This window comes from Rhodoflexus sp., from assembly GCF_053489755.1.
Genome location: NZ_JBRCHD010000009.1, coordinates 111,990 through 137,565 on the forward strand (window position 1 = coordinate 111,990; position 25,576 = coordinate 137,565).

Below are 25,576 nucleotides of genomic sequence, written 5' to 3' on the forward strand. Positions count from 1 at the left end.
TTTATGAAAACACTTCCTTTGTTGCCCAACCGCTACAAGATAATCGGCTGGGTGTTGCTGATACCTTTTTTTGTACTGGCTGTTCTGAAGTTGATCTTCCCCGATGAAATGCAATGGGATTTTATGACCTATCGGCAAGGAGACAACATATTCTTTGACTCGGGCAATTGGCTTTTCGACTTGCGCTACAATAATTTTACCGATGAGTTGATCAGTCTGGGTTTGCTGCTGGGGCTGTCGCTCGTAGCCTTTGCCCGCACCCGCACCGAGGATGAGTGGACGACACACTTGCGGCTGGAGGCGATGCTCTGGAGTGTGCTGCTGAATACCATTTTTGTAGCGCTGACGATTATCTTCGTTTATTCCAGCTCCTTTCTGACAGTAATGATGATTAATTTATTTTCAATCCTGATGATTTTCATTGTCAGATTCGAGTATCTGCTTTGGAAAGAACGCCGACAACTAAACGAGACGCAGGCATGAAAAATCAATTGAAAGTAGAACGCGCCATCAAGAATATAACGCAGGCAGATTTGGCACAGCAGTTAGGAGTATCACGGCAAACTGTCAATGCGATTGAAACGGGGAAATACGTACCTTCGACCGTATTGGCGCTAAAGATTGCTCGCATCTTTGAGAAGCCTGTAGAAAGTATTTTCTTTCTGGAAGAAAGCGATTAGTTTGTATCGGTAAAGGCTTATGCAAAAAAAACATCCGATCTTGCAAGCAATGCTACCAATATGCCATCCCTACGAGATAAAGACTGCCGGTAGATGATTCATCTTAGTATTACATCCCGTTAGCATTTTACACACAGATAAATAGAGGCTGTCCAAAAAGTAACACGGACTTTAGTCTGTCATTTATTAGTTGCTTGATAATCAAATCGTTACAGACTGAAGTCTGTGCTACATTCGTCCTTTTTGGACAGCCCCGTTATGCTTTTCTACAAGCCCCAGATTAATCTAGTTCTACTTCTGTGATGTTCACAAAACGCAGCTGGTTGCCTTCCAACTCGATGAGGACGGGGTTTTCTTTGGTTACTTTGCCGGCCAGAATTTCCTTGCTCAGTTCGTTGAGCAGGTAGCGTTGCATGGCACGCTTGAGCGGTCTTGCGCCAAACTGCGGGTCGTAGCCGATGTTGGCTAAGTAATCCAAAGCCTCGCGAGTTGCGTCTATCTCGATGCCGTTTTCCCTCATGCGCTGCTGAATCTGACGGAACTGGATGTCCGTAATCTTGCGCATTTGCTTGCGTGTGAGCGGCTGGAACATAATCACTTCGTCAATGCGGTTGAGGAACTCTGGACGGATAGTGGCTTTGAGCAACTGGAATACCTCCTGCTTAGCGCGTTCGGTTACTTCCTCTGCGTTGAACTCGTTCAAATCCTCGAAGCGTTCCCGAATAATGTCCGAACCGGTGTTGCTGGTCATAATAATGATGGTGTTTTTGAAGTTCGCTACGCGGCCTTTGTTGTCGGTCAGGCGACCATCGTCCAGTACTTGCAAGAGAATATTGAACACGTCGGGGTGCGCTTTTTCTATCTCATCCAGCAAAATCACGCTGTACGGTTTGCGGCGCACGGCTTCGGTGAGCTGTCCGCCTTCATCGTAGCCTACATAGCCGGGAGGCGCTCCAATGAGTCGGCTGACGCTGTGGCGCTCCTGATATTCGCTCATATCTATGCGCACCATTGCGTTTTCGTCGTTAAAGAGATACTCGGCTAAGGCCTTGGCAAGTTCGGTTTTGCCTACGCCCGTTGTGCCGAGGAAAATAAACGAACCAATCGGACGCTTGGGGTCTTGCAAACCTGCGCGGCTGCGGCGCACGGCATCGGCTACGGCGCGAATGGCTTCCTCTTGCCCTGCCACGCGTTTGCCAAGTTCTTCTTCCAAATGCAACAGTTTTTCGCGCTCGCTTTGCAGCATTTTGCTCACGGGAATGCCTGTCCATTTGGCAACCACTTCGGCGATTTGCTCGGAAGTAACCACATCCTTGAGCAGCGATTTATCTTTGGAAAGTTCTTCCATTTGCTTTTGCAAAGCGGCTAATTTTTTCTGTGCCTCCGGAATGAGTCCATAGCTCAATTCGGCAGCGCGTCCATAGTCGCCGTCGCGTTGTGCCTGTTTGACCTCATTGTCATAGGCTTCTATTTTCTCTTTTTCTTGCTGAATAGCTGTGATGATGTCTTTTTCCATCTGCCAGCGGCTGCGCATCGAGTTGCGCTTGCTTTCCAGTTCGGCAATTTCGGCGGTCAATATTTTTTCCTTTTCGGTGTCTTTTTCGCGGCGGATGGCTTCGCGCTCAATTTCCAACTGCATGATTTTGCGCTGCACTTCGTCCAACTCTTCGGGCAGCGAGTCAATTTGAATCCGTAGGCGGGCTGCCGCTTCGTCCATCAGGTCAATCGCCTTGTCGGGCAGGAAGCGGTCGGAAATATAGCGGTCGCTCAGTTGAACGGCGGCGATAATGGCGTCGTCTTTAATCTGTACGCCGTGATGCAGTTCGTATTTCTCCTTAATGCCGCGCAAAATGGAAATGGCATCTTCAACAGAAGGTTCATCTACCATAACGGCCTGAAAACGACGCTCTAAGGCTTTGTCTTTTTCGATATATTTCTGGTATTCTTTGAGCGTAGTTGCACCGATGGCGTGCAGTTCGCCGCGCGCCAGCGCGGGTTTGAGCAGGTTTGCAGCGTCCATCGCACCTTCGCCGCCGCCGCCTGCCCCTACGAGCGTATGGATTTCGTCAATAAACAAAATGATGCTGCCTTCGCTGTCCACTACCTCTTTGATAACCGATTTAAGTCGCTCTTCAAATTCGCCCTTGTACTTCGCCCCCGCCACGAGCAAACCCATGTCTAAGGAAGCGACAGTTACCGATTTGAGGTTTTCGGGAACGTCGCCATTGACGATGCGCTGCGCCAAACCTTCCACGATGGCAGTTTTACCAACGCCGGGTTCGCCGAGCAAGATGGGGTTGTTTTTGGTGCGGCGGCTGAGGATTTGCAGCACGCGGCGAATTTCTTCATCGCGCCCGATAACGGGGTCAATCTTGCCTTGCCGCGCCAGTTCGGTCAAATTTTTAGAATAGCGCGCCAAGGACTGATATTTTGCCTCTGCGTTTTGGTCGGTAACCGCGCTGCCGCCGCGCATTTCTTTGATAGCCGCTATGAGGTCTTTTTCCACAAAGCCGGCATCTTTCATCAAAACGGCTACTTTGTCTTTGCCGCCAAGCAAGCCTATCAATATATGCTCAATAGCCACATAAGAGTCCTTAAACGTGGTCAGGGTGCGTTCGGCGCGTTGCAACGCCGCGGCGGCATCGTTAGAAAGATAGGGCTGCTGTCCCGTAGATTTAGGATAGCTGTTGATATATTCCTCCAACTTGCTTTCTAACATCACCCGATTAATGCCCAATTTTTTGTAAAAAAACTGCGTGATGTTTTCATCGGAAAGCAGTACCGCTTTTAACAAATGCCCCGTTTCAATAATTTGCTGTTGTTTACCGGAAGCAATTTCAGAAGCCTTCTGGATGGCTTCTTGCGCTTTGATGGTGTATTGATTGAAGTTCATTGTACGATTTTGTTGTTTGTCTTCCTAATTTGCAAAAAACTATTAACAAATTAGCAAAGCCTGCCCCAAAACTATTTTTACCGACATTTTGTCTGAAAAAAACAACAAAAGTGGCTCAAAAATTTCTGAAATCGGTCATTTTGACGTATTTAACTTTGTGTTAAAGTCGCCTTATCTTTCTTACACACAAACATAACATTGGCTACACATTGAGGTAAAAGCCTGCTGATAGCTTTGTGGCATCAAAAATTAATCTGGTTTACCACTATAACTAATGTGTATGCTGTGTAGAAAATTACTATTTACCTTTGGATTGCTGCTGATTGCTTGTAGCGCTTTTTCGCAAACGGGTACTATTAGAGGTACTATCAAGGACGCTACGACGAGCGAGCCTGTCATTGGTGCTAACGTGAGCATTGAAGGGACAACCATTGGTTCCTCAACTGACTTAGAGGGAAATTTCCTCATCCAACGTGTTAAGCCGGGTACGTATAACATCATTATTTCGTACATCTCTTACAAAACCAAGCGTATCGAAAATCTGACAGTTGAGGCAGATAAAGTAGTACAAATCAATACGTTTATCGAGGAAGAATCTACTACGCTTAGCGACGTGGTAATTACTGCCGAGCGCGCTAAAAACACTGAAATTTCGGTGATTAATACCATTAAAACCGCCCAGTTGATTGTTAGCGGCATCTCTGCCGAGCAAATATCCAAGTCGCAAGATAGAGACGCGGCACAAGTGGTAAAGCGCATTCCGGGCGTAACCGTAATCAACGATCGCTTCATTATGGTACGCGGCCTTGCCGAACGCTACAGCCCGGCGATGCTTCACAATGTATTTGCGCCAAGCATGGAAACTGATGTGCGCTCTTTTGCTTTTGACATTGTGCCAAGTTCGCAATTGGATCGCATCTTTATCTACAAAAGTCCTTCGCCTGAATTGCCCGGCGACTTTGCAGGTGGTACTGTGAAGATTTTCACCAAAGATATTCCCGACGAAAACAGTATTATCGTTGATTACTCTACCCAATTCCGCACAGGAACTACTTTCGGCGATTTTTATCACCAGCAAAAAGGCCCCGGTCATTGGACGGGTTTCAACAGAGGTTTTTACAACCTGCCTGCGGGTTTTCCTGATAATTTGCGTCGCTTGAGCGGCGATGCGCTTGTACAAGCAGGACGTTCGCTCAACAACTCGCTCTGGACAGAGGAGAAGGGCGTTGCTATTCCCGATCAGCGCATTGGTTTGACAATCAACCGTCGTTTTGAAACCAAGAAAGGCATAGAAATCGGGCATGTAACAGCGCTTACGTACAGCAATACGTGGACAACTTTCGATATAGATCGTTCAGATTTTAACGAGTTTGATCAGGTAAAAGGCGCCAGCAACCCGATTTACAACTATCAGGACGACCAGTACACACAAAATATTCGTTTGGGCGTATTGCATAACTGGGCGTTCCGCTTCAACGATCGCCACAAGATGGAGTTCAAGAACTTGTTCAACCAGATCAGCACTTCGCAATATGTGTATCGTACAGGTATCAACTTCGAGTCTGCTTACAGCCCTGTGAATCATTCGTTCGATCAGGTGTATCGCGGTGTGTACTCAGGTCAGTTAAAAGGACAGCACAACTTCTCAGATGATAGGCTTAAAGTTGAGTGGGTGGCAGGTTTTAATCGCGCTTACCGCGATCAACCGGATTACAAGCGCTACCGTTCCGATCTGGATGTGATAGAAGGCGGCACAACGCTTTACGTACCACCCGGAGCAGCAGCGGCAGAGTTTCTCGGACGATTCTTCTCAGAAATGAAGGAAACAGCCTACACGGGTGCGGTAGATGTAAGACGCAAGTTCTCGATTGCGGGCAGTTACGAGTTTGAAGTAAGCGCAGGCGCATTCTATGAACGCAAAGACCGCAACTTCTTGGCCAGAAACATTGGTTATAACCGCGCCAATTCTTTGTTCTTTGATCTGAACCTGCTCAACGGAACGATTGCAAACCTTTTCCGCGACGAAAATATCAATTCTATTACGGGGATACGCATTGACGAGCAGTCTAACCCTAACGACTCTTACACGGCTTCCAACGATCTGTTTGCCACTTATTTGATGACGAACCTGCCGATTACCGAAAAACTGAAGTTGATTGGTGGTGTTCGGATAGAGCGCAACTTGCAAACACTCAACAGCGCAACGCTGACCAACGACCCGATCAATGTAAACAACTTGATCGTGCGTCCTCTCCCTTCTTTTAATTTTATGTATAGCCTGAATGATAAGACACAAATTCGCGCCGCCTATGGCATTACGCTCAATCGTCCTGAGTTCCGCGAGTTGGCACCTTTCGGGTTCTATGACTTCAACTTCAACTTTACCAACAAGGGTAATGAAAACTTATTAACCCCTCAAATTCACAACGTTGATTTGCGTTGGGAAAAATATCCTAAGTCTGGGGAAATTATCAGCATTGCCGCTTTCTATAAGTATTTTGACAAACCGATTGAAACGCTGTTTGTTCCCGGAGCAGGTTCGGGCGGCGCTAAAACGTTTACCTATGATAATGCCAAAAGTTCTTACAGCTATGGCTTAGAAATAGACATTAAGAAAACTTTGGCAGGGCTTACTTCTTCAAGCATCTTGAATGATGTAGCCGTGTTGTTTAACGCCTCGCTCATTCGCAGTTTGGTAGATTTAGGCGACCGTGCTGTTGGGCAATCCGACCGCCGACCGCTGCAAGGTCAATCGCCCTATATCATAAACACAGGTATTTTTTACAACAATGTAGAGAAAGATTTGCAAGTAAATCTATTGTATAACATCATTGGGCCGCGCATTTTCATCGTAGGTTATGAAGGGTATCCCGACATTTACGAAATGCCGCGCAGCCAAATAGATATTTCTGTGACCAAACGCTTGGGGCGTTACCTACAAGTTAAAGTAGGTATTGCTGACCTATTGAATCAGGAAGTGCTGCTCTTGCAAGACGGTAACGCTAATGGTAAATTTGAACGTACTATTGATCAAAAAATTCAGCGTTTTCGTCCGGGAACTGTCTTCTCTACAGGTATTTCAGTCAGACTGTAATTTTATTTCACTAATTACAATTTCTCGATTTCACTTTAATCCCAATCTAAAATGAACATGTTTAAAAAGTTGACGAGTGTTGCTCTGGTTAGCTTGGCTCTATTTGCTCTCTCTTGTTCAAAAGAGGAGACGATTGGTCCTGCACCCACACTTGCTTTGAGCGCTACCACCGCTTCCGGACTGGTCGGCAGTACAGTAACAACCAACATTACGATTACTGCACCGGAAGGCGCAAAAACATTGATTATTCTGCGCAATGGTGCGCCTTCGCCTGCGTTTCCTTCAGTTACACTGAACGGTGAAACTTCAGCTACGATTCCTTTCCGTTACACAATTGAAGCCCTCGCGCCCAACACAGTTGTGAACTTTACTTTTCAAGTAACAGACCGTCGTGATCGTACTTCTGCTATTGCTACTTTTGCAGTTACTGTTTCTGCGCAGCCTGCCAAAGAAATTGTAGAAGTTCGCGGGAACTTGTCGGGTAACATCACTTGGACAAAAGACAAAATCTATCGCCTTAATGGTTTTGTACGTGTAGGTACAGACAACTCGCTCACCGGTCAGCCTACTGCTACGGGCGTTCTGACCATTGAACCGGGTACGCTCATCATCGGCGACCGCGAAACAAAAGGCACGCTGATTATTCACCGCGGCAGCCGCATTATTGCCAATGGCACGGCAGCCGAGCCTATTGTGCTGACATCGGAACGTCCGGCGGGTCAGCGCGAACCCGGTGACTGGGGTGGTTTGGTTATTTGTGGCTTTGCTCGCAACAACAATCCGGGTGGCGTAGCTGAACTGGAAGGTCAGTATGGCGCATTCCACGGCGGTACGAACGACGATGACAACTCCGGCGTGTTGCGTTTCGTGCGCATTGAATATGCCGGTATTCCGATCAACCCTAATCAGGAAGTAAACTCGCTGACATTAGGTTCAGTAGGTCGCGGAACGGTGATAGAAAACGTGATGTGTTCTTTTGGCTTGGACGATGCTTTTGAGTGGTTCGGTGGAACGGTAAACGCTAAAAACTTAATCGCTTATCGTGGTTTAGATGATGATTTAGACGTAGACAATGGCTACTCTGGTCGCGTACAGTTTGCTTTGAGCATCCGCGCCGCAGCGCTTGCCGACCAGTCCGGCTCCAACGGTTTTGAAGTAGATAACGATGGTACAGGCTCTAACGCTACGCCTTTCACATCGGCAATTTTCTCCAACGTAACGGTGATCGGTCCGAAGAAAGACCGCGAAACGGCCGTTAGTTTGCAGTTTCAAAGCGCCGCTCAATTGCGCCGCAATTGTAAAATTCAGATTCACAACTCCTTCTTTACCGCTTATCCAAACGGCATTTTTATAGATGGTGCAAACACTGTAGCCAATGCAACGGCTAACGAATTAATACTGCGCAACAATATCTTGGCAGGCGTAGAAAATTGGGGCGGTAATGGCTTTGGTTCAGCAGGTACTATCTTCTCAGGACCTCCTGCAAACGGCGCTAACCATCCGAATGCTCCTCGCGGTCTGCGCGTAGTGGCAGGTACAGCGACTTTTGCTAATGGTGTATATTCGTTCAATCAGTTGCCAATTGGCGGTCAGGCAAATGCTGAGACTTGGTTTACTTCCAACAACAACACCATTCTGCCAAAATGGCAGGATGCAGGCATTAGCCCTACCTTGTTCGATGCAGGCGTGCCTACAATGACTCCTAATACAGGTTCACCACTGTTGAGCGGTGCGAGCTTCCAAGGGCTGACAGGTTTCGAGAATGTGACCTTCCGTGGCGCCTTTGGTACAACCGACTGGACAAGAGGCTGGGCTGAGTGGAATCCACAGTTGAAAGAATACAGATAGTCCTGATTAAGTTTCAACAAGTGCAGAACACTAAAACCTGCACTTGTTGATTTTTTATTGATGATTCTATCAAGCACAAGCTCGCTATATGTCTGTTATTAAGTTACTGCTATTCCTCAGTTTTTTATTGCCTTGTGCAAGTTCTTGTTTGCAAAATAAGGATCAAAAACGCTACAACCCTGATACATACTTAACTCAGGCAGACAGAGACACATTGATGGTAGATATTATTTCGCGCATTTACGCACTGCCTGAAAATATGCGCGGATACAATCATCAACGAACAGAACTGCCGTTCCGACGTTACTTTACAGAACAACTATCCAAGTTTCAATTAAAATTTTACCATATTACGCCTGACAGTACGCACTTTTTTTATGTGATCCGACCTGCGCGTAATGCGAAAGGTTACAATCGTGGCGTAGGCGGCAGATTTAAGAAATGTGGCAAGCAACTGTGCGATTTTGAAGAGGTTTTCGTAACCCCGTATATGCCCGACGACTCCTTAATGATGCGCGGCAATGAGCTTTTCCGCGAGTTAGTAAAGTCCGGAAACGTAGATATGTACCTGAAAAGTCCACTCTTTATCGAGTGGCCCAGCGAAACAAGTAAATACGACAAAAAGAAGATGGAGTGGACTTATCGGATGGAAAGCGATACCACACAACAATAAAACCTTATTTGGTGAAAAACATTCGGCGCTGCCGGATATATTACACAGACACATTAGCTTCCTTGAAAAAACTCTGTCATTCTTTGGCAGGGTTTTTTGTATGCACAACCCGTTCTGCTACTATTTTAAACTGGTTGTAGCGGCGATCGTCCGACCAAGTGTACAGCGCTACACTTTCGATCTTTGCTTCAAAGGCGATTGTTGGCAGTTGAGCCGCCCACTGTCTGCCGATTTCCTGAGCATGGTTGCCAAACTTGCGCAGCGGCCTGCCGATGGTTAGGTGGGGGAGTGGCGGACGCTTGTCGGGCGCAGCGCCTCCTGCCGACAGCAGCAAATCGCGCCACTGTTTTATCAGCGCTACTACTATTTCGTTTCCTGTGCCTACCGTGTAAGACAGTGCGCTTGTGTGCTTAGGCGAGGGCAGGGGAATCAGTTTGGCGAGCCGGATAGTAAATGGGTCAAAATCAATTTCTTCCATAATGTTGAGCACATCTTGCACGCGTTCTTTGGGCATAGCGCCCATAAACGCGATTGTCAGGTGGGTATCGTCCGGGGCAAACAGGCGAACTTGGGGCGGTGCAGTTTCTGCCAGTGCTTCGAGCAGATGCTCAGTAGGGCGAACAGGCAGCGCAACAAACCAATTAGGAGCTATCGAAGGCATAAGTACGGATGAAGTGATATTTTGGGTAATTTACATATAAAATTTGCCATCGGCGATATGGCATATTATTTGCCTAATCTGCGTTTGTGCGATGAAAAGCCTGCCGTTCGCAACTGCTTATTCGGATTTTTACGCTTAATTTTGAGCGCTGCTATCAACCGAGTTCCTACTTTTCTATGGCACTTTTTCGTGCTGCTATGCATTTTGATTGTTCAATACCAACCGTAATGAAAAAATTATTAACCGCTTTTTTGATAGCCTGCTACCCGGCTCTTGGAAGTTATGCACAAGAATCACTTACACTTTCCGATGCAATTGCCCGCACACTGAACCAGAATTTTGGCATCCGCATTCAGCAGCAAAATGTGGCGGCTGCTCAGCTTAATAACACGCAGGGGCAAGCCGGTCGCTATCCGACCATCGCTATCAATATCAGCCAGAACAACGTACAGAATAGCATTGTCAACCCCGCTGCGTTCATCCAAGGCGACATCCGCAATTTCAGCATCCAGCCTACTGCCAGCATCAACTGGGTTATTTTTGATGGTTTCCGCATCAATTTGACTAAGCAGCGACTGGAAGAACTCGAAAAACTTTCGCGAGGCAATGCGCGCATAGTGGTAGAAGATGCCATACAGGCTGTGATTGTAGCATACTACGATGCTGTGCGTCTGCGCGAGCGCGTTAAAATTTCGGAAAAAGTGCTTAAAACCTCTCGCGATATTTACGAATATAGCTTGTTGAAGCAGGAGGTCGGAAAGGCAGTTATCACAGATGTACTATTAGAGAAAAATAACTACCTCGCAGACAGCAGCAACCTGCTTGTACAGCAAGTACAACTCAAGGCAGCTATTCGCAACCTGAATGTACTCATGGCAACCGCCGACGTCAATAAAACTTACATACTGACAGATTCGTTGGTATTTGAAGACTTTGATTACAGCTACGAAGATCTACGCGACAAGATGTTTTCATCTAACAGCAATCTGGAAGCACAGTTGCACAATCAGGAACTATTGAGCAACAACGTAGGTTTAGCAAAATCTGAATTGAGACCTAACTTGAGTTTGTTTTCCGCCTATACCTACAACCGCAACCGTCAAAATCTGGAAAATGCTAAGTTTATTGACGGCAGGCCGCGCCCCAATAACACAGCAGCTACAAGCACCATTACAGGTGGCATCACGTTCAATATGCCGATTTTTGCAGGCGGACAACTGCGTCGCGCTGTAGAAACTGCACAAATAGAAGAACAGGCAGGAGCTTTTGCAGTGGACAACCTGAAATTAGCCTTAGAGCGCGACCTGGCCGATGCTTACGATCTTTACAACCTGCGTCGTCAATTAGTAAAAATTGCGCGTGAAAACAAAGCTGCTGCCGAGACCAATCTCAACCTAGCGGCAGAACGCTACCGCACCGGCAGCATCAATGCCTTTGAGTATCGCATTTTACAAAATACCTTTGCAGATATTGCGTTCGGTGAAGTACAGGCTATTTTCAACCTTTTGGAAGCCAAAACTTTACTGATGCGCCTAACAGGAACTATTTTGACAGAAAAATAATGACTATTGAAGAAATTTTCGGCTATGTTTGCTTTATCGGCTTCGGTATTTTCTATGGTTTGAAAACAGATGATGTGCCTTTGGGCTATGCCTTATTGGTCGGCTTGGCCGGTAATCTGATGGCATTGACTGTTTTTGGCTGTATCCTGACACCGATCTGGCTGATTATGATGCCGTTTGGAATAAAGGTAGGCGTTCCTAACTTTGGTATGGCGCTGCTCAAATTTTGTGCCGCCGAGATGGTATCCTTTATTATCTTCTACATAGCTACGCGCATCCTGCGTCCTATATTTCGAAAAACGCCCTAAATCTGTGCCCAAGATATTAGTCATTCGATTTTCTGCCATTGGCGACATCGTTTGGACAAGTCCTGTCGTGCGCTGCCTGAAACAACAACTTGATTGTGAGTTGCATATGTGTACTAAAAGCAGCTACGCCGATATGTGGGAGGCAAATCCTTACGTAGATAAACTACATCTGCTGCACAATGACGACCTAAGCGCACTTATTTGTCAGTTGAAGCAGGAAAACTTCGACTATGTAGTTGACCTCCATAAGAATCTGCGCAGTACACGCCTCTGCCTTGCTTTAGGAAAAACGAGATTTACCTACAATAAACTTACTTGGCAGCGCTTTTTACTTACCCAGTTTAGAATAGATCGCATGCCGCGCAAATCCAATGGCGAGCCGCTGCACGTAGCAGACAGGTATATGCAGGCAATAGCCCCCTTAGGCGTTCGTTACGATGGCAAAGGATTAGACTACTTTATTGCATCCAAATATCAGGTTGATTTACAGAAACTTGCACCCGATTTTGCGCTTAATACTTTCTGTGCTTATGTTATTGGCGGCAGCGAACCGACAAAAAAATTGCCACTGCACAAAATGATTGAACTGTGTGAAAAATTGCCTTACACACATATTGTACTTATTGGCGGCAAAGAAGATGAGGCTACAGGCGAGCAGCTGATGGCATATTTTAGCGATACCGATAAAAAAGTCATCAGTTTTTGTGGAAAATTCAACATCAGCCGCTCGGCTTCTGTGGTAGCACAGGCGGCAATGGTCATCGGACACGATACCGGACTGACGCAAATTGCCGCTGCATTCCATCCAACAGTTTACTCCATTTGGGGAACTACTGTGCCGATTATGGGCATTAAACCTTTCTGCGAAAACTCTATTGTATTGGAAAACAAAGACTTAGATTGCCGTCCTTGTTCAAAGGCAGGGGCTAAAAGCTGTCCTAAAAAGCATTTCAAGTGCATGAACGAACTGGTTATTCCCACACAATTTCCCATAACTCCTCGCCAATAACGACAGTTGTCCGGGTAGCCTCTTTGTGTTTTTTGATCAGAATGCCGCTTTTGTTTCCCTTCGGTATGCCTTGTTCAATTACTTTCGTTTCGCTGCTTTTGTGGAAAAAGGCAGCAATAGTGTTTTCATCTTTAACTTGTACAGGAATCAAAAGGCTGTCTTTAGCAGTCAGACGTTGGTAACTGCGGCTGCCTGCTTCTCCTTGCAAAATATTGAGGGCGCGTGTGGCATCAGGAATGCCATATCCAATAAAATTATTACCCAACGGGTAAATATTTCCACTTTTTTCGATAGCTTCGATTAATTCTTTGGCAGATTTATCAGGTGCAAACTGCATTAGGCAGGCGGCAAATCCTGTTATCATTGGTGCGGAAAATGAAGTTCCCGCCGAAACCTGCGGCAGGCAGGATACATTGGGTTTCAAATAAGGCACAAAATCAGGCCCGATACTGCTGTAAAATGCCTTAATGCCTGTAGATGTAGTTGCGCCTACGGAAAGTACACCCTGCGCGTCTGCCGGTGCAGAAACTACTTTCCAGTTAGAACTGCTACCCTCGTTGCCTGCTGCGATAACGAGCAGCAAACCTTTCTCTTCAGCAGCAATCTGCGCGGCGCGGCTGATCACGGCTGTTTTACCGTCCATCTGTTCGGGCTTGTAATTTTCATTGGGGTTATCGAAGCCTTGCGCATAGCCCAGCGAGGTATTAATAATGCGTACTCCGAGGCTATCCATCCATTCCATCGAGGCGATCCAGTAGTCCTCTTCGGCGCGGAACTCGCGATCGCCGTGATCGGTGCGGGCGAGATAGAACTTCGCTCCTGTGGCCAGTCCGTACTGTTTTTTGTCAGGTGAAAGCCCTGCAATCATCTGCAAAACGGTGGTGCCGTGGTCGTCCGAAGAGGTTTCCCTTACATTGAAAAAGTCTGTGCGGCGTTGCGGCGATACCATGTCGCGGATGCCCAGTATGCGGTTTTGCTCGAAGAGATATTTGAGGAATGGATCTGAAGGTGCGCCGTAGAAACCTGCATCTATTACCCCAATGAGCACATCTTTGCCTGTCAGTTGGCGGTCAATCAGTGCTGTGCTATTCATTTGACGGGCAGCCATTCCCAATTCCATGCGCTTTTCGTTGGGCAGGGGCCGGCTGCGAGCAACCTGCATCGGCGGACCTACAGGCACAATTTTTTCTACAAAAGGCAATTGCCTGATATGCTCCACTACGGCGGCTTCGGCGCGACAAGTCGCCGCATTGAGCCACTTAGAGACAACCTCTACCGATGCTCCTGCTGATGAAAGTGCTTGCAGATAGTCAGGCGAAACGGCAACATCTGTCCACTGCCAGCGGCTGATTTGCAGCAGGTCGCGCTTTTGAATAGCCGCAGGGCTGAGTGCCTCCACCGGATCGTGTGAAGCAGCCAATGGCTTGTCTTTGAAATAAACCCAATATTTAGGTGTTTGAGCATCAGCAACTTGTACAGCAAATAAGCAAGCACAGACAGCGAGGATATATTTGAATCGAGACATCGTACAGGATTTATGTATTGAAGAATGAGCAGTCCCGTTCAAAAAACGTGCTGTAATGCTCAGGCTACATAGCCTAATTTCTCCAGCTTATTTTTCTGGTTACGCCAGTCGGGAACTACTTTAACGTGTTGCTCCAAAAATACTTTTTTGCGGAAAAATTGTTCCATATCTATGCGTGCCTGCGTTCCAACTTTTTTGAGCATTGTGCCGCCTTTGCCGATGATGATGCCTTTTTGCGAATCGCGCTCCACATAAATTTCGGCATTAATACGGATGATATTCGCTTCCTCTTTGAAGGAAATAATGCCTACATCGCAGCAATAGGGGATTTCTTGGGCGTAATTCAGAAATATTTTTTCACGGATAATTTCTGCGGCAAAAAAGCGCTCCGATTTATCGGTCAGTTCCTCCTTATCAAAATAAGCAGGATGTTCGGGCAGGCGCTCCATGATGACATCAAACAGCCGCTCCAGATTGAATTTTTCTAATGCTGAAATAGGAAAAAGTTCTGCCTTGGGGAGTTTTTCCTGCCAGTAGCTCATTTTGGCAACCACATCCGCTTGCTTGTACAAGTCCACTTTATTAATCGCCAGCAACAGCGGGATCTCTAACTGCGCCAAACGCAGCAACAGTGGATGATCGTCTAAGGTATCGGTCAGATCAGTAACAAAAAGTACAATATCAGCATCTTCCAACGCAGTTTGCACATATTGCATCATCACTTTGTGCAATTCATAAGCAGGAGTCAGTATGCCCGGCGTGTCGGAATAGATGATTTGAAAATCTTCTCCGCTGATAATACCCATGATGCGTTGGCGCGTAGTTTGGGCTTTGGCCGAGATGATAGACAACTGTTCGCCTACAAGGGCATTCATCAAGGTAGATTTCCCGACATTAGGCTTTCCGATGATATTAACAAAACCTGCTTTATGACTCATGCCACAAAGGTACTTTTTTTCACTCAATCGCAGCATTTTCACTTTTTTTGCACTTAGGTATTGCACATTAGTTTTATTGCACTATCTTTGTGGCACAAAATCGCGAGGTGGAGCAGTTGGTAGCTCGTCGGGCTCATAACCCGAAGGCCGTAGGTTCGAGTCCTACCCTCGCTACAAAGGTTAGTTTTAAGCAGCAACAAGCCTTCCTAATGCAACTTGGGAAGGTTTTTTGTTTGTTATCCAATTATTTTCACTTCAATTCCCCAACCTGCCAAAATATCCAGCAAAGCACGGTCAGTTTGCTCATAGTAGGCTTTGTCAAGCAGCTGATTCACGTGGTTTTCAATGGTTTCGCGGGGAATTTGCATATTGCTGCGCCTAAGTGAATCAGTAAAGGACTTTATCAATTGCTCACCTACGATTTTTCGCACGCGCTCGCGGTTGTAGGTTACATTGCGGAAACTGTCTTCCCACAAAATCCGGTTGGTTGTGCTGCACCTGATGCGCAGGCTGCTCAGGTAGGTTACGCCTATGCCCTGCGCGATGCCTTCTTCTATTATAATACCTTCTATCGCACGCTCGCCGGTATAAACGGTGAAGCCTGACATCAGATGCGCAGCGGCAGTAACCTGCAAACCGCGTGGGTCAATAATGGTAGTGGCAGGTTGGTTATTATTTTGAACGGTCAACATGGCTTGTTTTGGTTTTGGGGGTGAGGGAAAAGGATTATTTCAGTCTTTTGGTGTTGTTCAGTCGGTTGCGCACTTCGCTTTCTACCTGTATGCGGTTGACCTGAATCCGCTGTCTTTGGGCAGCCTCCATAATGGCATCGGTTAGCATATCGGTTGCTGCGTGCGCAACAGTTTCTTCCGAATAGACATGACAGTGAAAACTACGCTCGGCAATCAGTTGGTTATTGAGCGTATAAATTTTCAGTCCGTTCAAGAATGTATATTTCCAGCCCTGCCCCAGGTCTTCCTTGATAACAAAATCGTTGGTGAGCGAAATGGCGGCAAAGTAGGTATTGCCTGCATGGCTTGTGTAGCCTTCGGTAAGTAGTTTTCTGCCATCAGCGGAAACGCTCAGGCGAGTGCCGTTAGGCAAAATGGCTTGAAAAAGGGTGGACAGTTGGGAAACGTTGGCAGTAGTCATAATCGTCGGTGTTTTGGGTGTTTTAATGTTTAATACCCGGCTTTGTGCAAACGTTTCCCCTTAAAGTGAAATTTTTTTATTCTAATGTTTCAGCTTGTTTGGCATACCGCTTCAACTCGTAGGTTTTCCCGCGAAAGCGCAGGAAATAAGTGTCGTTGCGGGTGCGGTCGTAGGTCAGCGAAATGCCAAGATTTTGCTGGAAACTGCTGTCTTTCAGTAATTGAATGTCAGTAACGGGTACAAAAATTTGCAGCGTATCTCTGAAAAGATAGCTTGCTGTGGCATCGGCGGGGGCTGCGGTAAGCCACAGGGGAATAAGTTGCTGCACAGAATCGGTGCCGGCAAAGCCCATCCCTCTATTGCCTGTCTGCTGAATGGTTTGCTGCGGAACCTGCAAAAGTTCCTGCGCAGGTGTTTCGGCTTTTGCGATTGGTGGCTGTTCCTGCCTGTTTAGTTGCAGGTAAGCGGTGATGCCTGCTGCCAGTACGAGCACTGCCGCCGCTGCATAACGCATGGTTACAGTTAGTACATTTTGCCGTTTTATTTCTTTATCATAGCCTGCGAAGCGCTTTTTGCGTTGTTCGCGTATCAGCGCAGCATCTATGGCGCGATGTGCGGCAACGTAGGCAGCCAACTCCGCATCCGTATTGAGCCGCGCCTGAAAATCCTTGCGTTCGCGTTCGTTCAACTCGTTTGCCAAATATCGCTCTATGAGCAAAATGTCATTATCATTGAGTTCCATATTAGTATGCAATTTTTTTATTCCACAAGGGAAGAATGTTTTTTCTTAATTTTTCGCGGCATTTGTGTACCGACATTTTGAGCGCTTCGCCGCTGCTTTTGCCAAACTGAGCGGCTAACTCGTTGGAATCGCCCCATTTGCGTTCGTACCAGGCTTCCAGCAGTTGTCGGCAGGTTTCGCCTATTTTGCTCATTTCCTGTCGGAGCAGCTGCATTTGCTCTTCGTACCATTCACTGTCCTCGTTGGCGGGCGCACCCAGGTACTTTTCCAACATACCCGGCTCATCATCATCGCCTTCGCCGGTTTGAATAGGTACACCTTTTCTGTCGGGATTATCCCGTATCTCCTTCCTGAATTTATTTTTGGCAATGCTATAAATGAAGGTTTTCAACTGTGCCTGCCTGATAAAGTCGGGGCTGCTGATTTTTTCCATTGCCACAAGAATTGTTTCCTGATAGATGTCTTCTGCCTCATCAGCCGTTCCGCCTTTCTGCAAAATCAGATTGATAACCATGCTTTTGTGTTTTTTATAGAGGTACTCCTCTGCCTTTTGGCTGCCTTGCTGTAAGGCTGCTACCAATTTGTCCTCATCGGCAAAGGGATTACCCAACGACAGTATTTTCATAGGTGAATACCGGAAATAATGTAAACGTTTCTCTGATGACTTAAATTTTTTTTACTGTTCGGCATAAACCTGCCAAAGCCGCAGCAATTTGCCTGCCTCGCCTAATTCCGCCAAAATACCGCAGTGCGGAAAATACCAGCAGTGGCTGCCAATGGCACGCGGTTCGCCGTAGGTTTGCAGCAACTGATTGGCGGTAGTGATGCCTGCCGGCTGATGAGGCGAAACGTGTAACTTTTGTTCGCTTGTTTGCACAATCATCGGTGAATTTTCCGCATCGCGTTTGGCGGCGTAGGTCATGCGAACGAACAGGGGAGCATCGCTGAGGTTACGCGCCAACTGCAACTCGGTCGCGATAAGTGGCGCAGCAGGAGGCGCAGGCGGTCGGCAGTTGCTCCGCATCGCCGCATCCTGACTGACCCATTGGCGAACAGTAGTTGTCAACTTATAGACATAAGAAGTTTTTTGTTTAAAAACCTCCTGATTGGCTTTGGCGTACCATGCACCTGTTTTGAGGGCTTGTTCAAAGAGTTCAGCAGCGCGGCTTTCCTGTCCTACGGCGGCATGAGCAACCGCGCCGATGGTAAGCCATGCCGCATCGGTAGCAGCAGCGCTGCCTGCTTCCTTGATTTTTCCGATGACCGCTTCGGGATTGCCTGCAAGCAAACGGGCTGCCATCCAGTTGAGCAGCGCGGCATGGTAATTTTTATCCATCGCAAGCGCTTTGTCTAAATAAGACATACAGCGATTGAGCAGCGCCTGCTCCTGTGCGGGGGAATAACCCGACGATGTGCGGTCGCGCAGTTTGCGCAATCGCACATCGCTTTCAACGGGCAGGTAATAAGGCATACGGCTGTTGTCCATATTGTCTATCAGTTGCCAGAGAATAGCAGTAGCGGCATTGTTATAGGCTTCTTTGGGACCTTTCAGCCCGACGGCTTCATTTCTTTTGACAACATACAGAAATGCCTGTTCGGCTTGCGGATAAGCTCCCGTTGCCATGAGCAGTAAGCCCGTGCGATAGGCTGCAATCAGTTCCTGCGCGTCCTTGCGGCTCTCGTAGGCAGTTTCAATGCGCTCCTGCCGCGAGGGGTAGCCCTCCATCTTGTCGGGCAGGCGATAATGCGTGTAGATGGCATTAATTAACGATTCGCTGATTGCATATGGCTGATAGCCTGCCAGATAGGCGTAAAAAGTACCCAGATAGTCGGCTTGGCGTTCGGCAGTTGCGTTGGCGCTGTTGCTGGCAGGGTCTTTGGTAAAACGCTGCGCCCTGCCAAATTGCGTAATCCACTGATGATTGGCATACAGATGCACCAATTCGTGCCCCAAAAGCATGGCAAGCGCATCCTGCTGTTTGCTGCTGAACTGACTGGCACACAAATCGTAAAGGGATTCCTGCATGTCTATCACCGCCTGTCCTTGTTTGTAATTGAGTTCCAGAATCAGTTTGCTGTCGGGGTTTTTGCTGTGTACGCGCAACAGCGGTGCAGCGCCATCGCCGGGAGGCTGCCCAAAGACTTGCAGCAGCCTGTCAAGGACAACTTGCGTAGCGCGTACTTTGGGGTGTTTGTCGGACAATAGGTTTTGCGCCGACAGCGGCAAAGCGCTCATCGCAAGCAGTAGAACAAATAAAGAGTATCGCATCATCATTTAAGGAAGCAAAACAACTCATTAACGCAAAAAAACCGCCATTGGTCATGCGTTGGCATGAAAAAATTATCGGGTCGCCGTTCCTTGTTTCCCTAAATTTTGCAGCACGCTGAAATGGGCGGATAACGCAGATTATCACGGATTTTTACATGTTTTTTGATTAAATAAAAAATCCGCGTTCTGATTTCCTCTCACTCACCCACCAGCACAAAAGCGCCCCAGAAATACGGTTCGGGGTGTTTTTTTCTTAATGCGGCTTGTGCTTCGGCGAATGCCTGCCGCTTGGGTTTTTTCTCTGCCAGCCAGCGACGGTAGAAATCGCTCATCAGTTCCTGTGTTTGTTCGTCGGCGACTTTCCACAGGCTGTAAATCACCGTTTGCGCACCTGCTGTTTGGAAAGCGCGGTGCAGTCCGTACACACCCTCACCGTTTTTGCTGATGCCCAAGCCCGTTTCGCAGGCAGAAAGCACGACCAATTCTGTACCGTCCAAACGCAGTCCCGCCGCTTCGTAGGCAGTCAAAATGCCGTCGTTGGTGCCTGCGGGTAGCTGTTCGCGGTTTTTCAGGGAAGTTTCTGCCCCTGCCAGGTACAAACCGCAACGCAGGTAAGGATTTTCAAAGGCACGTTCGCCGCTGATACCCGACATAGACAAGCGGTCGGGTTTGGTGTCCGATTCCGCGACTGCTTCAAAGAAACCGTGTGTGGCAATGTGCAAGACCTGAGGCGATACGAGTTGGCGCAGTTGTGCTTCGGATGCCTGCGCTCCCTGCCACACCTGATGCGGTACACTTTGCTGCTGCATGATGCGGCTGATATTGCCAACCTCTGCCTGTGTACCGGGCAGCGGACTGATATTGCCAGTCCGTTCCAATGCGCGATAAGTGGCGTAGCCTGAGGCAGTAGCTGCCACTAAGGGCGCTTCCGGTGCTGCCTGCGGTGCTGCCAAATAGTCAGGAAAGCCGAACAGCGCGGCAGGCTGCGGTTTACCCTGTACGCGACGGCGTTTGACTACATCGCGGGTGGAACCCACCAAACGCAAGTCCAAAGCATCGGCAATATAACCCCCTTTCGGATGCGGTAGCGTCAGCAAATTGACCTGGTGATACACCCCGTCGGGTGAGAGATACACGGTGCGGAATGTACCCAAACTGTCCAAAGTCTGCTGAATAGGCTGCCAGAACAACTGATACAGCGAATCGGCGGGCATAATGTTATCCTCTTCGGTTTCTACGCCCACACCGCGCAGGGTAGCCACCGCCGCGCGATAGCCCTGTGTGCCGCGTGCTTCCATCAGCTTGCCGTGGGGCAGCACAACTACCTGCGGCTGTTTGAGCTGTGGGGTCAGCACCAGCGCCGCATAGCGCACGGTATCTTTCCACTGCTTGTCATACACCCGAAAACGGACAATTTCCACAGCGGCTTCTTGTGGTTGCAGGGCTTGTTGTACCTGTTGCCAGCGGATAATTTTCAAATGATTATCCGTAACTTTTGCAGCAAGCTGCTTCTCTAACTCATTGATTTTGAAATCTAAATTATCAATGGCATCAATATCAGGCTCGGCAGCATTGAGCATCTCAAGCCACTGTTGCTTAGCTGCTTCCCATGCTTCCATAGTTCGAAGTAGCTTTTCATCATTTGTCGCTAAAATATTTAACCGTAATTGAATCGCGCTTTGCAGCAAAAGTCCCTTTAAAAGCAAGGCATTATCATACATCCTTCCTGAAATTGCAGGATTTGCTTTTTTCCGTTTAAGCGTAAAAGAGTTGAACTTCTCAAACTCGTCTGCAACAGTTGCCAGTAGGTTTTCCCGTTCCCTTTCAGAAAGAAGGTGTGAAAGTTCGCTGATTTGCTTGTAAATAATATCATGCGATTGAAATAAGAGAGGCTCAGCTTTTTGAGGTACCTCCTGATGCAGATAAGTTTCTGCCATTTGAGATAAAAATCTTGCATAGTCAGCATGATTTTCACCAATGGTTGCTTTGTAAATACTTCCTGCCTGACGATAGAAGGCTTGTGCCTTCGTGTAGTCCTTCAATTTGCCTTTCAAAGCGGCTGAACGGACAAGCAAGTTTGCTATATCGGGATGATTTTCACCAAGCGATTTTTTCTGGATTTGTAATGCCGATTGTAGCATTTCATCGGCTTTAACCAACTCTCCGTAGGCTTCATACAGAGTCGCCGCCTGCATCAGGGAACGTGCGTAATCCGGGTGATTTTCGCCAAGTACTTCTTTACGTGTGTGCCATACATGTAGATGTAGTTTTGCAGCTTCGGGATCATTTTGTCTCTGATACACTTGTGCAATTGCATAAAGAACAGCTAAGTACTGAGGGTTTTTTTCACCTAAAATGGCTTTTTTGATAGCAGCAGCCTGCTGGTAGTTGTACAATGCTTTTTTGTAGTCCCACAAATTCATGTAAAGCTCCCCCAGCTGTTGCAAAGAGTTGGCATAATCGGGATGCTGCTCGCCAAGTAGTCGCCTTTGAAGCGCAGCAGTCTGTTCATAAAGTAGTGCAGCCTGGGTGAGTAAACCCTGCTTGTAATACACTCCTGCCATGCAGCTAAGCATATTGGCATAAAGTGGCGAATTTTTACCCATTACTTTTTCATGAATTGCAATAGCTTCCTTAACAGAAAGGAGCGCCTTTGCATACGCAGCCATATCCACGTACAACAGTGCCAACTGGTACAGCGACGTTGCGTAATCTATATGATTTTTACCTACGGTAGCCTTACGAATAGATAATCCTTGCTGCAACATTGGGACAGCTTTACTGTATGCTCCTTTAATTCTGTACAAACTGCCCATGTTATTGAGCAGTGCAGCAAACTGCGGATGCTTTTCACCTAATTTGATTTTTTGTACGCTAAACGATTGTTCGTAAAGTGAAAGCGCACGCTCGTAATTACCTTGTATTCTCAGAATATCAGCTAATTGCACAGCTATTGCTGCAGTAGTAGGGTGATCCTCGGTAAGTGTCTGCTTTGATGATTGATAAGCTTGCTCAAGTAATGGCAGTGCTTTAGCATATTGTCCATTTTTTTGATGGATTTCTGCTAAACGGGTCAATAATGTATTGTAAGATGGATGCTCTTCGCCTTGTACAGCCTTTCTAATCTGTAATGCTTGTTCATAACTATTGCCCGCTTTTTGGTAATCACTCATATCTTCATATAAGCCCGCTAAATTCTCTAAAAAATCAGCAAAATCAGGTTGATTTTTATTAGGCAAATGATTACGAACGTTAATTGCAGCTATAATCAATGGTATTGCTTTATTATAGTCACCCATGCTGCGATACAAAGCGGCTATTTGATTGAGCGTAATAGCATAACTGATATGTCGCTCACCTACAGTAGTTTTAAAAATATCTCTTGCCTGCTCAAACAGAGATAAGGATTTTTTGTAGTCGCCCATTTTCTGATGAACCAGCCCAAGAAGGGTCAATGACTGTGCATAACCGGGATGTTTTTTACCCAATACAGATTTTCTGATATCAAGCGCACGGATAGCCAATGGAAGAGCTTTAGCATATTCGCCCTTGTTCTGATACAAGTTGGCAAGGCTGCTTAAAGATTGAGCCAATCCTAAATAATTATCTGGCAGATACTGATTTCTTGCTTGCAGGCACTGCTCTAATAATGGCTCGGCTTTGTCATAATCACCCATGCCCTGATACGCCAAAGCAAGATGATGGAGAGACAGAACCCAGTCTTCGGAATTAGGCGTAGCAAGCTCTACTGCTTTCTGAGCTGATTCCACTGCATTTACATATTTACCGCTTTTATAGAAATTCACAGTCTGATCATATGCGTCAGTCCACTGAACATTTTGCGCAGACACAAACCGGACAGTACACCAAATCAGCAGTAGTAGAGTTATTTTTTTCATAAGGATTGTTTCGTACCAACTGTAACGAAATCTTGCTACTGAAATTATATTTTTTACGCTTTATGTCAAAGGGAAAGCAACTTTTCCGACCGATGTAAGGCTATGCACTCCTCGCTGTCGTTCGTGGGACAACAAACAACGAACAAAAAAATTTTTAGAAAAACAGGGAAACGTTTGGTAAGTGGATGGTATTAACCCACAGACACAACGCCGAAAGTCTCTCAAAACAGGCAGCGGATGCCGAAAAGCTCATAGAGTAGGCAGTTTTTCACTTCAAAATTTTATGAAAATATTGCATCAGATTATTTTATTCGTCTTTGTATTGGTTTTATGTGCAGGTTGTGAAAAGGTACAACCTGTATCAGAAAAAGAACGCATGATATCATTTTTTGAAAGCTTGCGTGGTAAAACAGGAAGAGCATTTTTTTACTATCCCACAACAGGAAATTCACAAGTCCTTTCTAATAATCCATCTATAGAGTCATCTATAACCTTTTCACGCGACATCACTCATGGCGATTCTGATGATTTTTTTGTGGTACGGACACCCGACCCAATTAATCGTAATAGAGTGTATGATTTGGAGAATATTCCAGGCAAACTCATAATAGTAACATTCCCTCTGGGAGGTGAATTAGCTTACAATCATCGTACTAATACACACCTTGCAACTTTCCAATCTACTGATAATGAATATCGCGTAACAGCAAATGACATAGGAACTGTTGATTATGCAGATATCCTAAAAGGTAAGTTGGAAATCATATCGCCTTCTGAGTTTAGAATCACGGGTAGAACAGAATCTTCTTTGGGTCGTGTTTCTGAGCCACGTATGTATGTTTTTAAGGATATTAGATAAACCTCACCCTCCGTCGTTCGTGAGACATGAACAACGGCAAGGGGCTGCGCCGTAGCTCGTGTCTCACGAGCTACGGTATTTTCTATCATTCGTGGGGCATGAGTAATAAATAGGAAAAATTTTTAGAAAAACAGAGAAACGTTTGGTAAGTGGAGGGTATTAACCCACAGACACAACGCCGAAAGTCTCTCAAAACAGGCAGCGGATGCCGAAAAGCTCATAGAGTAGGCAGTTTTTATTTTCACAAAATCATGTATAATTTAAAAAAATCAATTCTCTTATTCCTTTTTCTGCTCTGTGGTACAGCAACTTTTGCACAGATTACACTCATGCCTCGTGTGGGTGGCGGAATAGGTACACAAACATCAAATTTTTCAGATGAGTTTTACGAATCGGAAGAGCTGAAATTTTACTGGCAACCAAATTTTTCAGTCGGATTTGATTTACTGATTCCCATATCAGGTGGTTTTTCCATACAGCCGGGCATCGGCGTGGCGCAGAAAAGAGGAAAAGCGTTTTACAAAGGAGTTTCCCGACAAAACACACATACACACGACATACAGGGAAGCGGATTTTTTATAGAACCTTCTGCCCTTTTGCGTTTTGATTTAAACCCGGACCAAAGCGCTTCCTCTCTTTATTTTCTGGCAGGTCCGACTTTGAGCATTATTGCAGGCGGCAGCGTGGACGAAAATTATCTGATGGTTAGCAACACAGGAGGCAGACCTATCTTTGATGAACGTCGCGAGGGTATGCAATTATCAGGCTTAGACTCCCGCGAAATGGTTCAGCCTTTGGGACTTGCAGGCGTGGTAGGTTTAGGTTATCGGCTCAGTTTGGGCAGTATTTCAGCTTTTGCCGATGTGCGCTACCAGCACGGACTGATGAGCTATCTGAACGGTAATTATTTTGTAGAAGAAGGCTGGGGATATAAGTTGTCCTTGCGCCAAAATACACTGGCATTAAATGTCGGTGTTGCGCTTCCCTTGGGTAAATAAACAGGTATAGGGGCGCCTCATTAGGGGCGTCCTTACTTTCTGTTCTTCATAGGACACGAACCACGAACAAAAAAATTTGAAAAACAGGGAACGTTTGTCCGCCTGCGGTATTAACCCACAGACACAACGCCGAAAGTCCCTTAAAACAGGCAGCGGATGCCGAAAAGCTCGTAGAGTAGGCAGTTTTTGTTTATACAATCATGAATCGCATATTGAAAATCCAGCTCTTGTCATTGACGCTTCTTTTTGCCGTACAGTCTATTGCCTTTGCACAGCAAAATATTACGGTAGTTAAACTCAACAACGGCGGCAGATATATTGAAACACAAAATGGTACGGTTGGAATGGGAAAGTCATATTATGTAGGTCCCTCAGCTACGCAAGTGCTGATTCAAAGCATGAAAAAAGCAATTGAATGGCACGATTTGAACCAATCGCACCGCATGTCATTTACCAAAGAGGTAAA

The 25,576-nt window shown here is 46.5% G+C and carries 21 protein-coding genes and 1 tRNA gene; 12 read left to right on the top strand and 10 right to left on the bottom strand.

All coding sequences use genetic code 11. From position 1 onward, the window contains the following. Nucleotides 1–3 precede the first annotated feature (3 nt). Entirely contained in the window at nucleotides 4–483 is a 480-nt protein-coding gene (locus tag ACWIP2_RS01710) for a hypothetical protein (RefSeq protein ID WP_448518163.1), read from the top strand. Next, nucleotides 480–680 carry a helix-turn-helix transcriptional regulator gene (locus ACWIP2_RS01715; RefSeq protein WP_448518164.1) on the top strand — a complete coding sequence of 67 codons (201 nt, stop codon included), beginning with the start codon at nucleotides 480–482 and terminating at the stop codon, nucleotides 678–680. Before ACWIP2_RS01710 ends, ACWIP2_RS01715 begins: the two co-directional genes overlap by 4 nt. 280 nt (nucleotides 681–960) lie before the next feature. Here the strand turns inward: ACWIP2_RS01715 and clpB are convergent, their stop codons facing one another. Next, nucleotides 961–3,573, bottom strand: coding sequence for an ATP-dependent chaperone ClpB (gene clpB, locus ACWIP2_RS01720; protein ID WP_448518165.1), 2,613 nt, complete (start codon nucleotides 3,571–3,573; stop codon nucleotides 961–963). Between the two features lie 280 nt (nucleotides 3,574–3,853). On the opposite strand from clpB, the gene ACWIP2_RS01725 reads away from it, so the two are divergent. The 3 genes from ACWIP2_RS01725 (at nucleotide 3,854) to ACWIP2_RS01735 (ending at nucleotide 9,188) form a co-directional block, all read left to right on the top strand. Beyond that, nucleotides 3,854–6,667 carry a TonB-dependent receptor domain-containing protein gene (locus ACWIP2_RS01725; RefSeq protein ID WP_448518166.1) on the top strand — a complete coding sequence of 938 codons (2,814 nt, stop codon included), beginning with the start codon at nucleotides 3,854–3,856 and terminating at the stop codon, nucleotides 6,665–6,667. Between the two features lie 57 nt (nucleotides 6,668–6,724). Then, nucleotides 6,725–8,515, top strand: coding sequence for an Ig-like domain repeat protein (locus ACWIP2_RS01730; RefSeq protein WP_448518167.1), 1,791 nt, complete (start codon nucleotides 6,725–6,727; stop codon nucleotides 8,513–8,515). 148 nt (nucleotides 8,516–8,663) lie between these two features. Then, nucleotides 8,664–9,188: a hypothetical protein gene (locus ACWIP2_RS01735; RefSeq protein WP_448518168.1), complete on the top strand. Its 525-nt coding sequence runs from the start codon at nucleotides 8,664–8,666 to the stop codon at nucleotides 9,186–9,188. Between the two features lie 76 nt (nucleotides 9,189–9,264). Here ACWIP2_RS01735 and ACWIP2_RS01740 read toward each other — a convergent pair whose 3' ends face one another. Then, nucleotides 9,265–9,849, bottom strand: a complete 585-nt coding sequence (locus ACWIP2_RS01740; protein ID WP_448518169.1) for a 2'-5' RNA ligase family protein — start codon at nucleotides 9,847–9,849, stop codon at nucleotides 9,265–9,267. 227 nt (nucleotides 9,850–10,076) lie between these two features. Here ACWIP2_RS01740 and ACWIP2_RS01745 point away from each other — a divergent pair, with 227 nt between their 5' ends. Genes ACWIP2_RS01745 through ACWIP2_RS01755 form a run of 3 tightly spaced genes read left to right on the top strand, consistent with a single transcriptional unit; the run spans nucleotide 10,077 to nucleotide 12,728 of the window. Beyond that, complete coding sequence (locus ACWIP2_RS01745; protein WP_448518170.1) at nucleotides 10,077–11,411, top strand: TolC family protein; 1,335 nt, start codon at nucleotides 10,077–10,079, stop codon at nucleotides 11,409–11,411. Further along, a complete protein-coding gene (locus ACWIP2_RS01750; RefSeq protein ID WP_448518171.1) occupies nucleotides 11,411–11,719 on the top strand; it encodes a hypothetical protein in 309 nt (102 codons plus the stop codon). The genes ACWIP2_RS01745 and ACWIP2_RS01750 overlap by 1 nt, the downstream gene beginning before the upstream one ends. A gap of 4 nt (nucleotides 11,720–11,723) precedes the next feature. Beyond that, entirely contained in the window at nucleotides 11,724–12,728 is a 1,005-nt protein-coding gene (locus ACWIP2_RS01755; protein WP_448518172.1) for a glycosyltransferase family 9 protein, read from the top strand. Here the strand turns inward: ACWIP2_RS01755 and ACWIP2_RS01760 are convergent. Further along, nucleotides 12,691–14,253: a S8 family serine peptidase gene (locus tag ACWIP2_RS01760; protein WP_448518173.1), complete on the bottom strand. Its 1,563-nt coding sequence runs from the start codon at nucleotides 14,251–14,253 to the stop codon at nucleotides 12,691–12,693. The two genes, ACWIP2_RS01755 and ACWIP2_RS01760, sit on opposite strands and share 38 nt — an antisense overlap. Nucleotides 14,254–14,312: 59 nt before the next feature. After that, entirely contained in the window at nucleotides 14,313–15,191 is an 879-nt protein-coding gene (gene era / locus ACWIP2_RS01765; protein WP_448518174.1) for a GTPase Era, read from the bottom strand. Nucleotides 15,192–15,292: 101 nt separating this feature from the next. On the opposite strand from era, the gene ACWIP2_RS01770 reads away from it, so the two are divergent. Further along, nucleotides 15,293–15,365, top strand: a tRNA-Met gene (locus tag ACWIP2_RS01770). A gap of 62 nt (nucleotides 15,366–15,427) precedes the next feature. On the opposite strand, the gene ACWIP2_RS01775 is transcribed toward ACWIP2_RS01770, so the two are convergent. The 6 genes from ACWIP2_RS01775 to ACWIP2_RS01800 all read right to left on the bottom strand — a co-directional run bounded on the left by ACWIP2_RS01775 (nucleotide 15,428) and on the right by ACWIP2_RS01800 (nucleotide 23,160). Continuing rightward, nucleotides 15,428–15,883 (bottom strand): hypothetical protein, encoded by a 456-nt coding sequence (locus ACWIP2_RS01775; protein WP_448518175.1) that lies wholly within the window; start codon nucleotides 15,881–15,883, stop codon nucleotides 15,428–15,430. Nucleotides 15,884–15,917: 34 nt separating this feature from the next. After that, nucleotides 15,918–16,343, bottom strand: a complete 426-nt coding sequence (locus ACWIP2_RS01780; protein WP_448518176.1) for a hypothetical protein — start codon at nucleotides 16,341–16,343, stop codon at nucleotides 15,918–15,920. A gap of 76 nt (nucleotides 16,344–16,419) precedes the next feature. After that, nucleotides 16,420–17,085: a hypothetical protein gene (locus ACWIP2_RS01785; protein ID WP_448518177.1), complete on the bottom strand. Its 666-nt coding sequence runs from the start codon at nucleotides 17,083–17,085 to the stop codon at nucleotides 16,420–16,422. A 1-nt stretch (nucleotide 17,086) separates the two neighbouring features. After that, on the bottom strand, nucleotides 17,087–17,710 hold the full coding sequence (locus ACWIP2_RS01790) for an RNA polymerase sigma factor (RefSeq protein ID WP_448518178.1): 624 nt from the start codon (nucleotides 17,708–17,710) through the stop codon (nucleotides 17,087–17,089). 51 nt (nucleotides 17,711–17,761) lie between these two features. Further along, complete coding sequence (locus ACWIP2_RS01795; RefSeq protein ID WP_448518179.1) at nucleotides 17,762–19,354, bottom strand: hypothetical protein; 1,593 nt, start codon at nucleotides 19,352–19,354, stop codon at nucleotides 17,762–17,764. 197 nt (nucleotides 19,355–19,551) lie between these two features. Beyond that, a complete protein-coding gene (locus ACWIP2_RS01800; protein WP_448518180.1) occupies nucleotides 19,552–23,160 on the bottom strand; it encodes a tetratricopeptide repeat protein in 3,609 nt (1,202 codons plus the stop codon). Between the two features lie 274 nt (nucleotides 23,161–23,434). Between ACWIP2_RS01800 and ACWIP2_RS01805 the strand changes: the two genes are divergently transcribed. The 3 genes from ACWIP2_RS01805 to ACWIP2_RS01815 all read left to right on the top strand — a co-directional run. Beyond that, nucleotides 23,435–24,112 (top strand): hypothetical protein, encoded by a 678-nt coding sequence (locus ACWIP2_RS01805; protein WP_448518181.1) that lies wholly within the window; start codon nucleotides 23,435–23,437, stop codon nucleotides 24,110–24,112. Between the two features lie 251 nt (nucleotides 24,113–24,363). Then, entirely contained in the window at nucleotides 24,364–25,110 is a 747-nt protein-coding gene (locus ACWIP2_RS01810) for an outer membrane beta-barrel protein (protein ID WP_448518182.1), read from the top strand. A 200-nt stretch (nucleotides 25,111–25,310) separates the two neighbouring features. After that, a partial coding sequence (locus ACWIP2_RS01815; protein WP_448518183.1) for a hypothetical protein occupies nucleotides 25,311–25,576 on the top strand: 266 nt, incomplete at its 3' end.

What these genes read in the sequence shown, in the direction of transcription:
- ACWIP2_RS01710 (WP_448518163.1), top strand. Translation starts at nt 4, where the DNA reads ATGAAAACACTTCCTTTGTTGCCCAACCGCTACAAGATAATCGGCTGG.
- ACWIP2_RS01715 (WP_448518164.1), top strand. Translation starts at nt 480, where the DNA reads ATGAAAAATCAATTGAAAGTAGAACGCGCCATCAAGAATATAACGCAG.
- clpB (WP_448518165.1), bottom strand. Translation starts at nt 3,573, where the DNA reads ATGAACTTCAATCAATACACCATCAAAGCGCAAGAAGCCATCCAGAAG.
- ACWIP2_RS01725 (WP_448518166.1), top strand. Translation starts at nt 3,854, where the DNA reads ATGCTGTGTAGAAAATTACTATTTACCTTTGGATTGCTGCTGATTGCT.
- ACWIP2_RS01730 (WP_448518167.1), top strand. Translation starts at nt 6,725, where the DNA reads ATGTTTAAAAAGTTGACGAGTGTTGCTCTGGTTAGCTTGGCTCTATTT.
- ACWIP2_RS01740 (WP_448518169.1), bottom strand. Translation starts at nt 9,849, where the DNA reads ATGCCTTCGATAGCTCCTAATTGGTTTGTTGCGCTGCCTGTTCGCCCT.
- ACWIP2_RS01745 (WP_448518170.1), top strand. Translation starts at nt 10,077, where the DNA reads ATGAAAAAATTATTAACCGCTTTTTTGATAGCCTGCTACCCGGCTCTT.
- ACWIP2_RS01750 (WP_448518171.1), top strand. Translation starts at nt 11,411, where the DNA reads ATGACTATTGAAGAAATTTTCGGCTATGTTTGCTTTATCGGCTTCGGT.
- ACWIP2_RS01760 (WP_448518173.1), bottom strand. Translation starts at nt 14,253, where the DNA reads ATGTCTCGATTCAAATATATCCTCGCTGTCTGTGCTTGCTTATTTGCT.
- era (WP_448518174.1), bottom strand. Translation starts at nt 15,191, where the DNA reads ATGAGTCATAAAGCAGGTTTTGTTAATATCATCGGAAAGCCTAATGTC.
- ACWIP2_RS01775 (WP_448518175.1), bottom strand. Translation starts at nt 15,883, where the DNA reads ATGTTGACCGTTCAAAATAATAACCAACCTGCCACTACCATTATTGAC.
- ACWIP2_RS01780 (WP_448518176.1), bottom strand. Translation starts at nt 16,343, where the DNA reads ATGACTACTGCCAACGTTTCCCAACTGTCCACCCTTTTTCAAGCCATT.
- ACWIP2_RS01785 (WP_448518177.1), bottom strand. Translation starts at nt 17,085, where the DNA reads ATGGAACTCAATGATAATGACATTTTGCTCATAGAGCGATATTTGGCA.
- ACWIP2_RS01790 (WP_448518178.1), bottom strand. Translation starts at nt 17,710, where the DNA reads ATGAAAATACTGTCGTTGGGTAATCCCTTTGCCGATGAGGACAAATTG.
- ACWIP2_RS01795 (WP_448518179.1), bottom strand. Translation starts at nt 19,354, where the DNA reads ATGCGATACTCTTTATTTGTTCTACTGCTTGCGATGAGCGCTTTGCCG.
- ACWIP2_RS01810 (WP_448518182.1), top strand. Translation starts at nt 24,364, where the DNA reads ATGTATAATTTAAAAAAATCAATTCTCTTATTCCTTTTTCTGCTCTGT.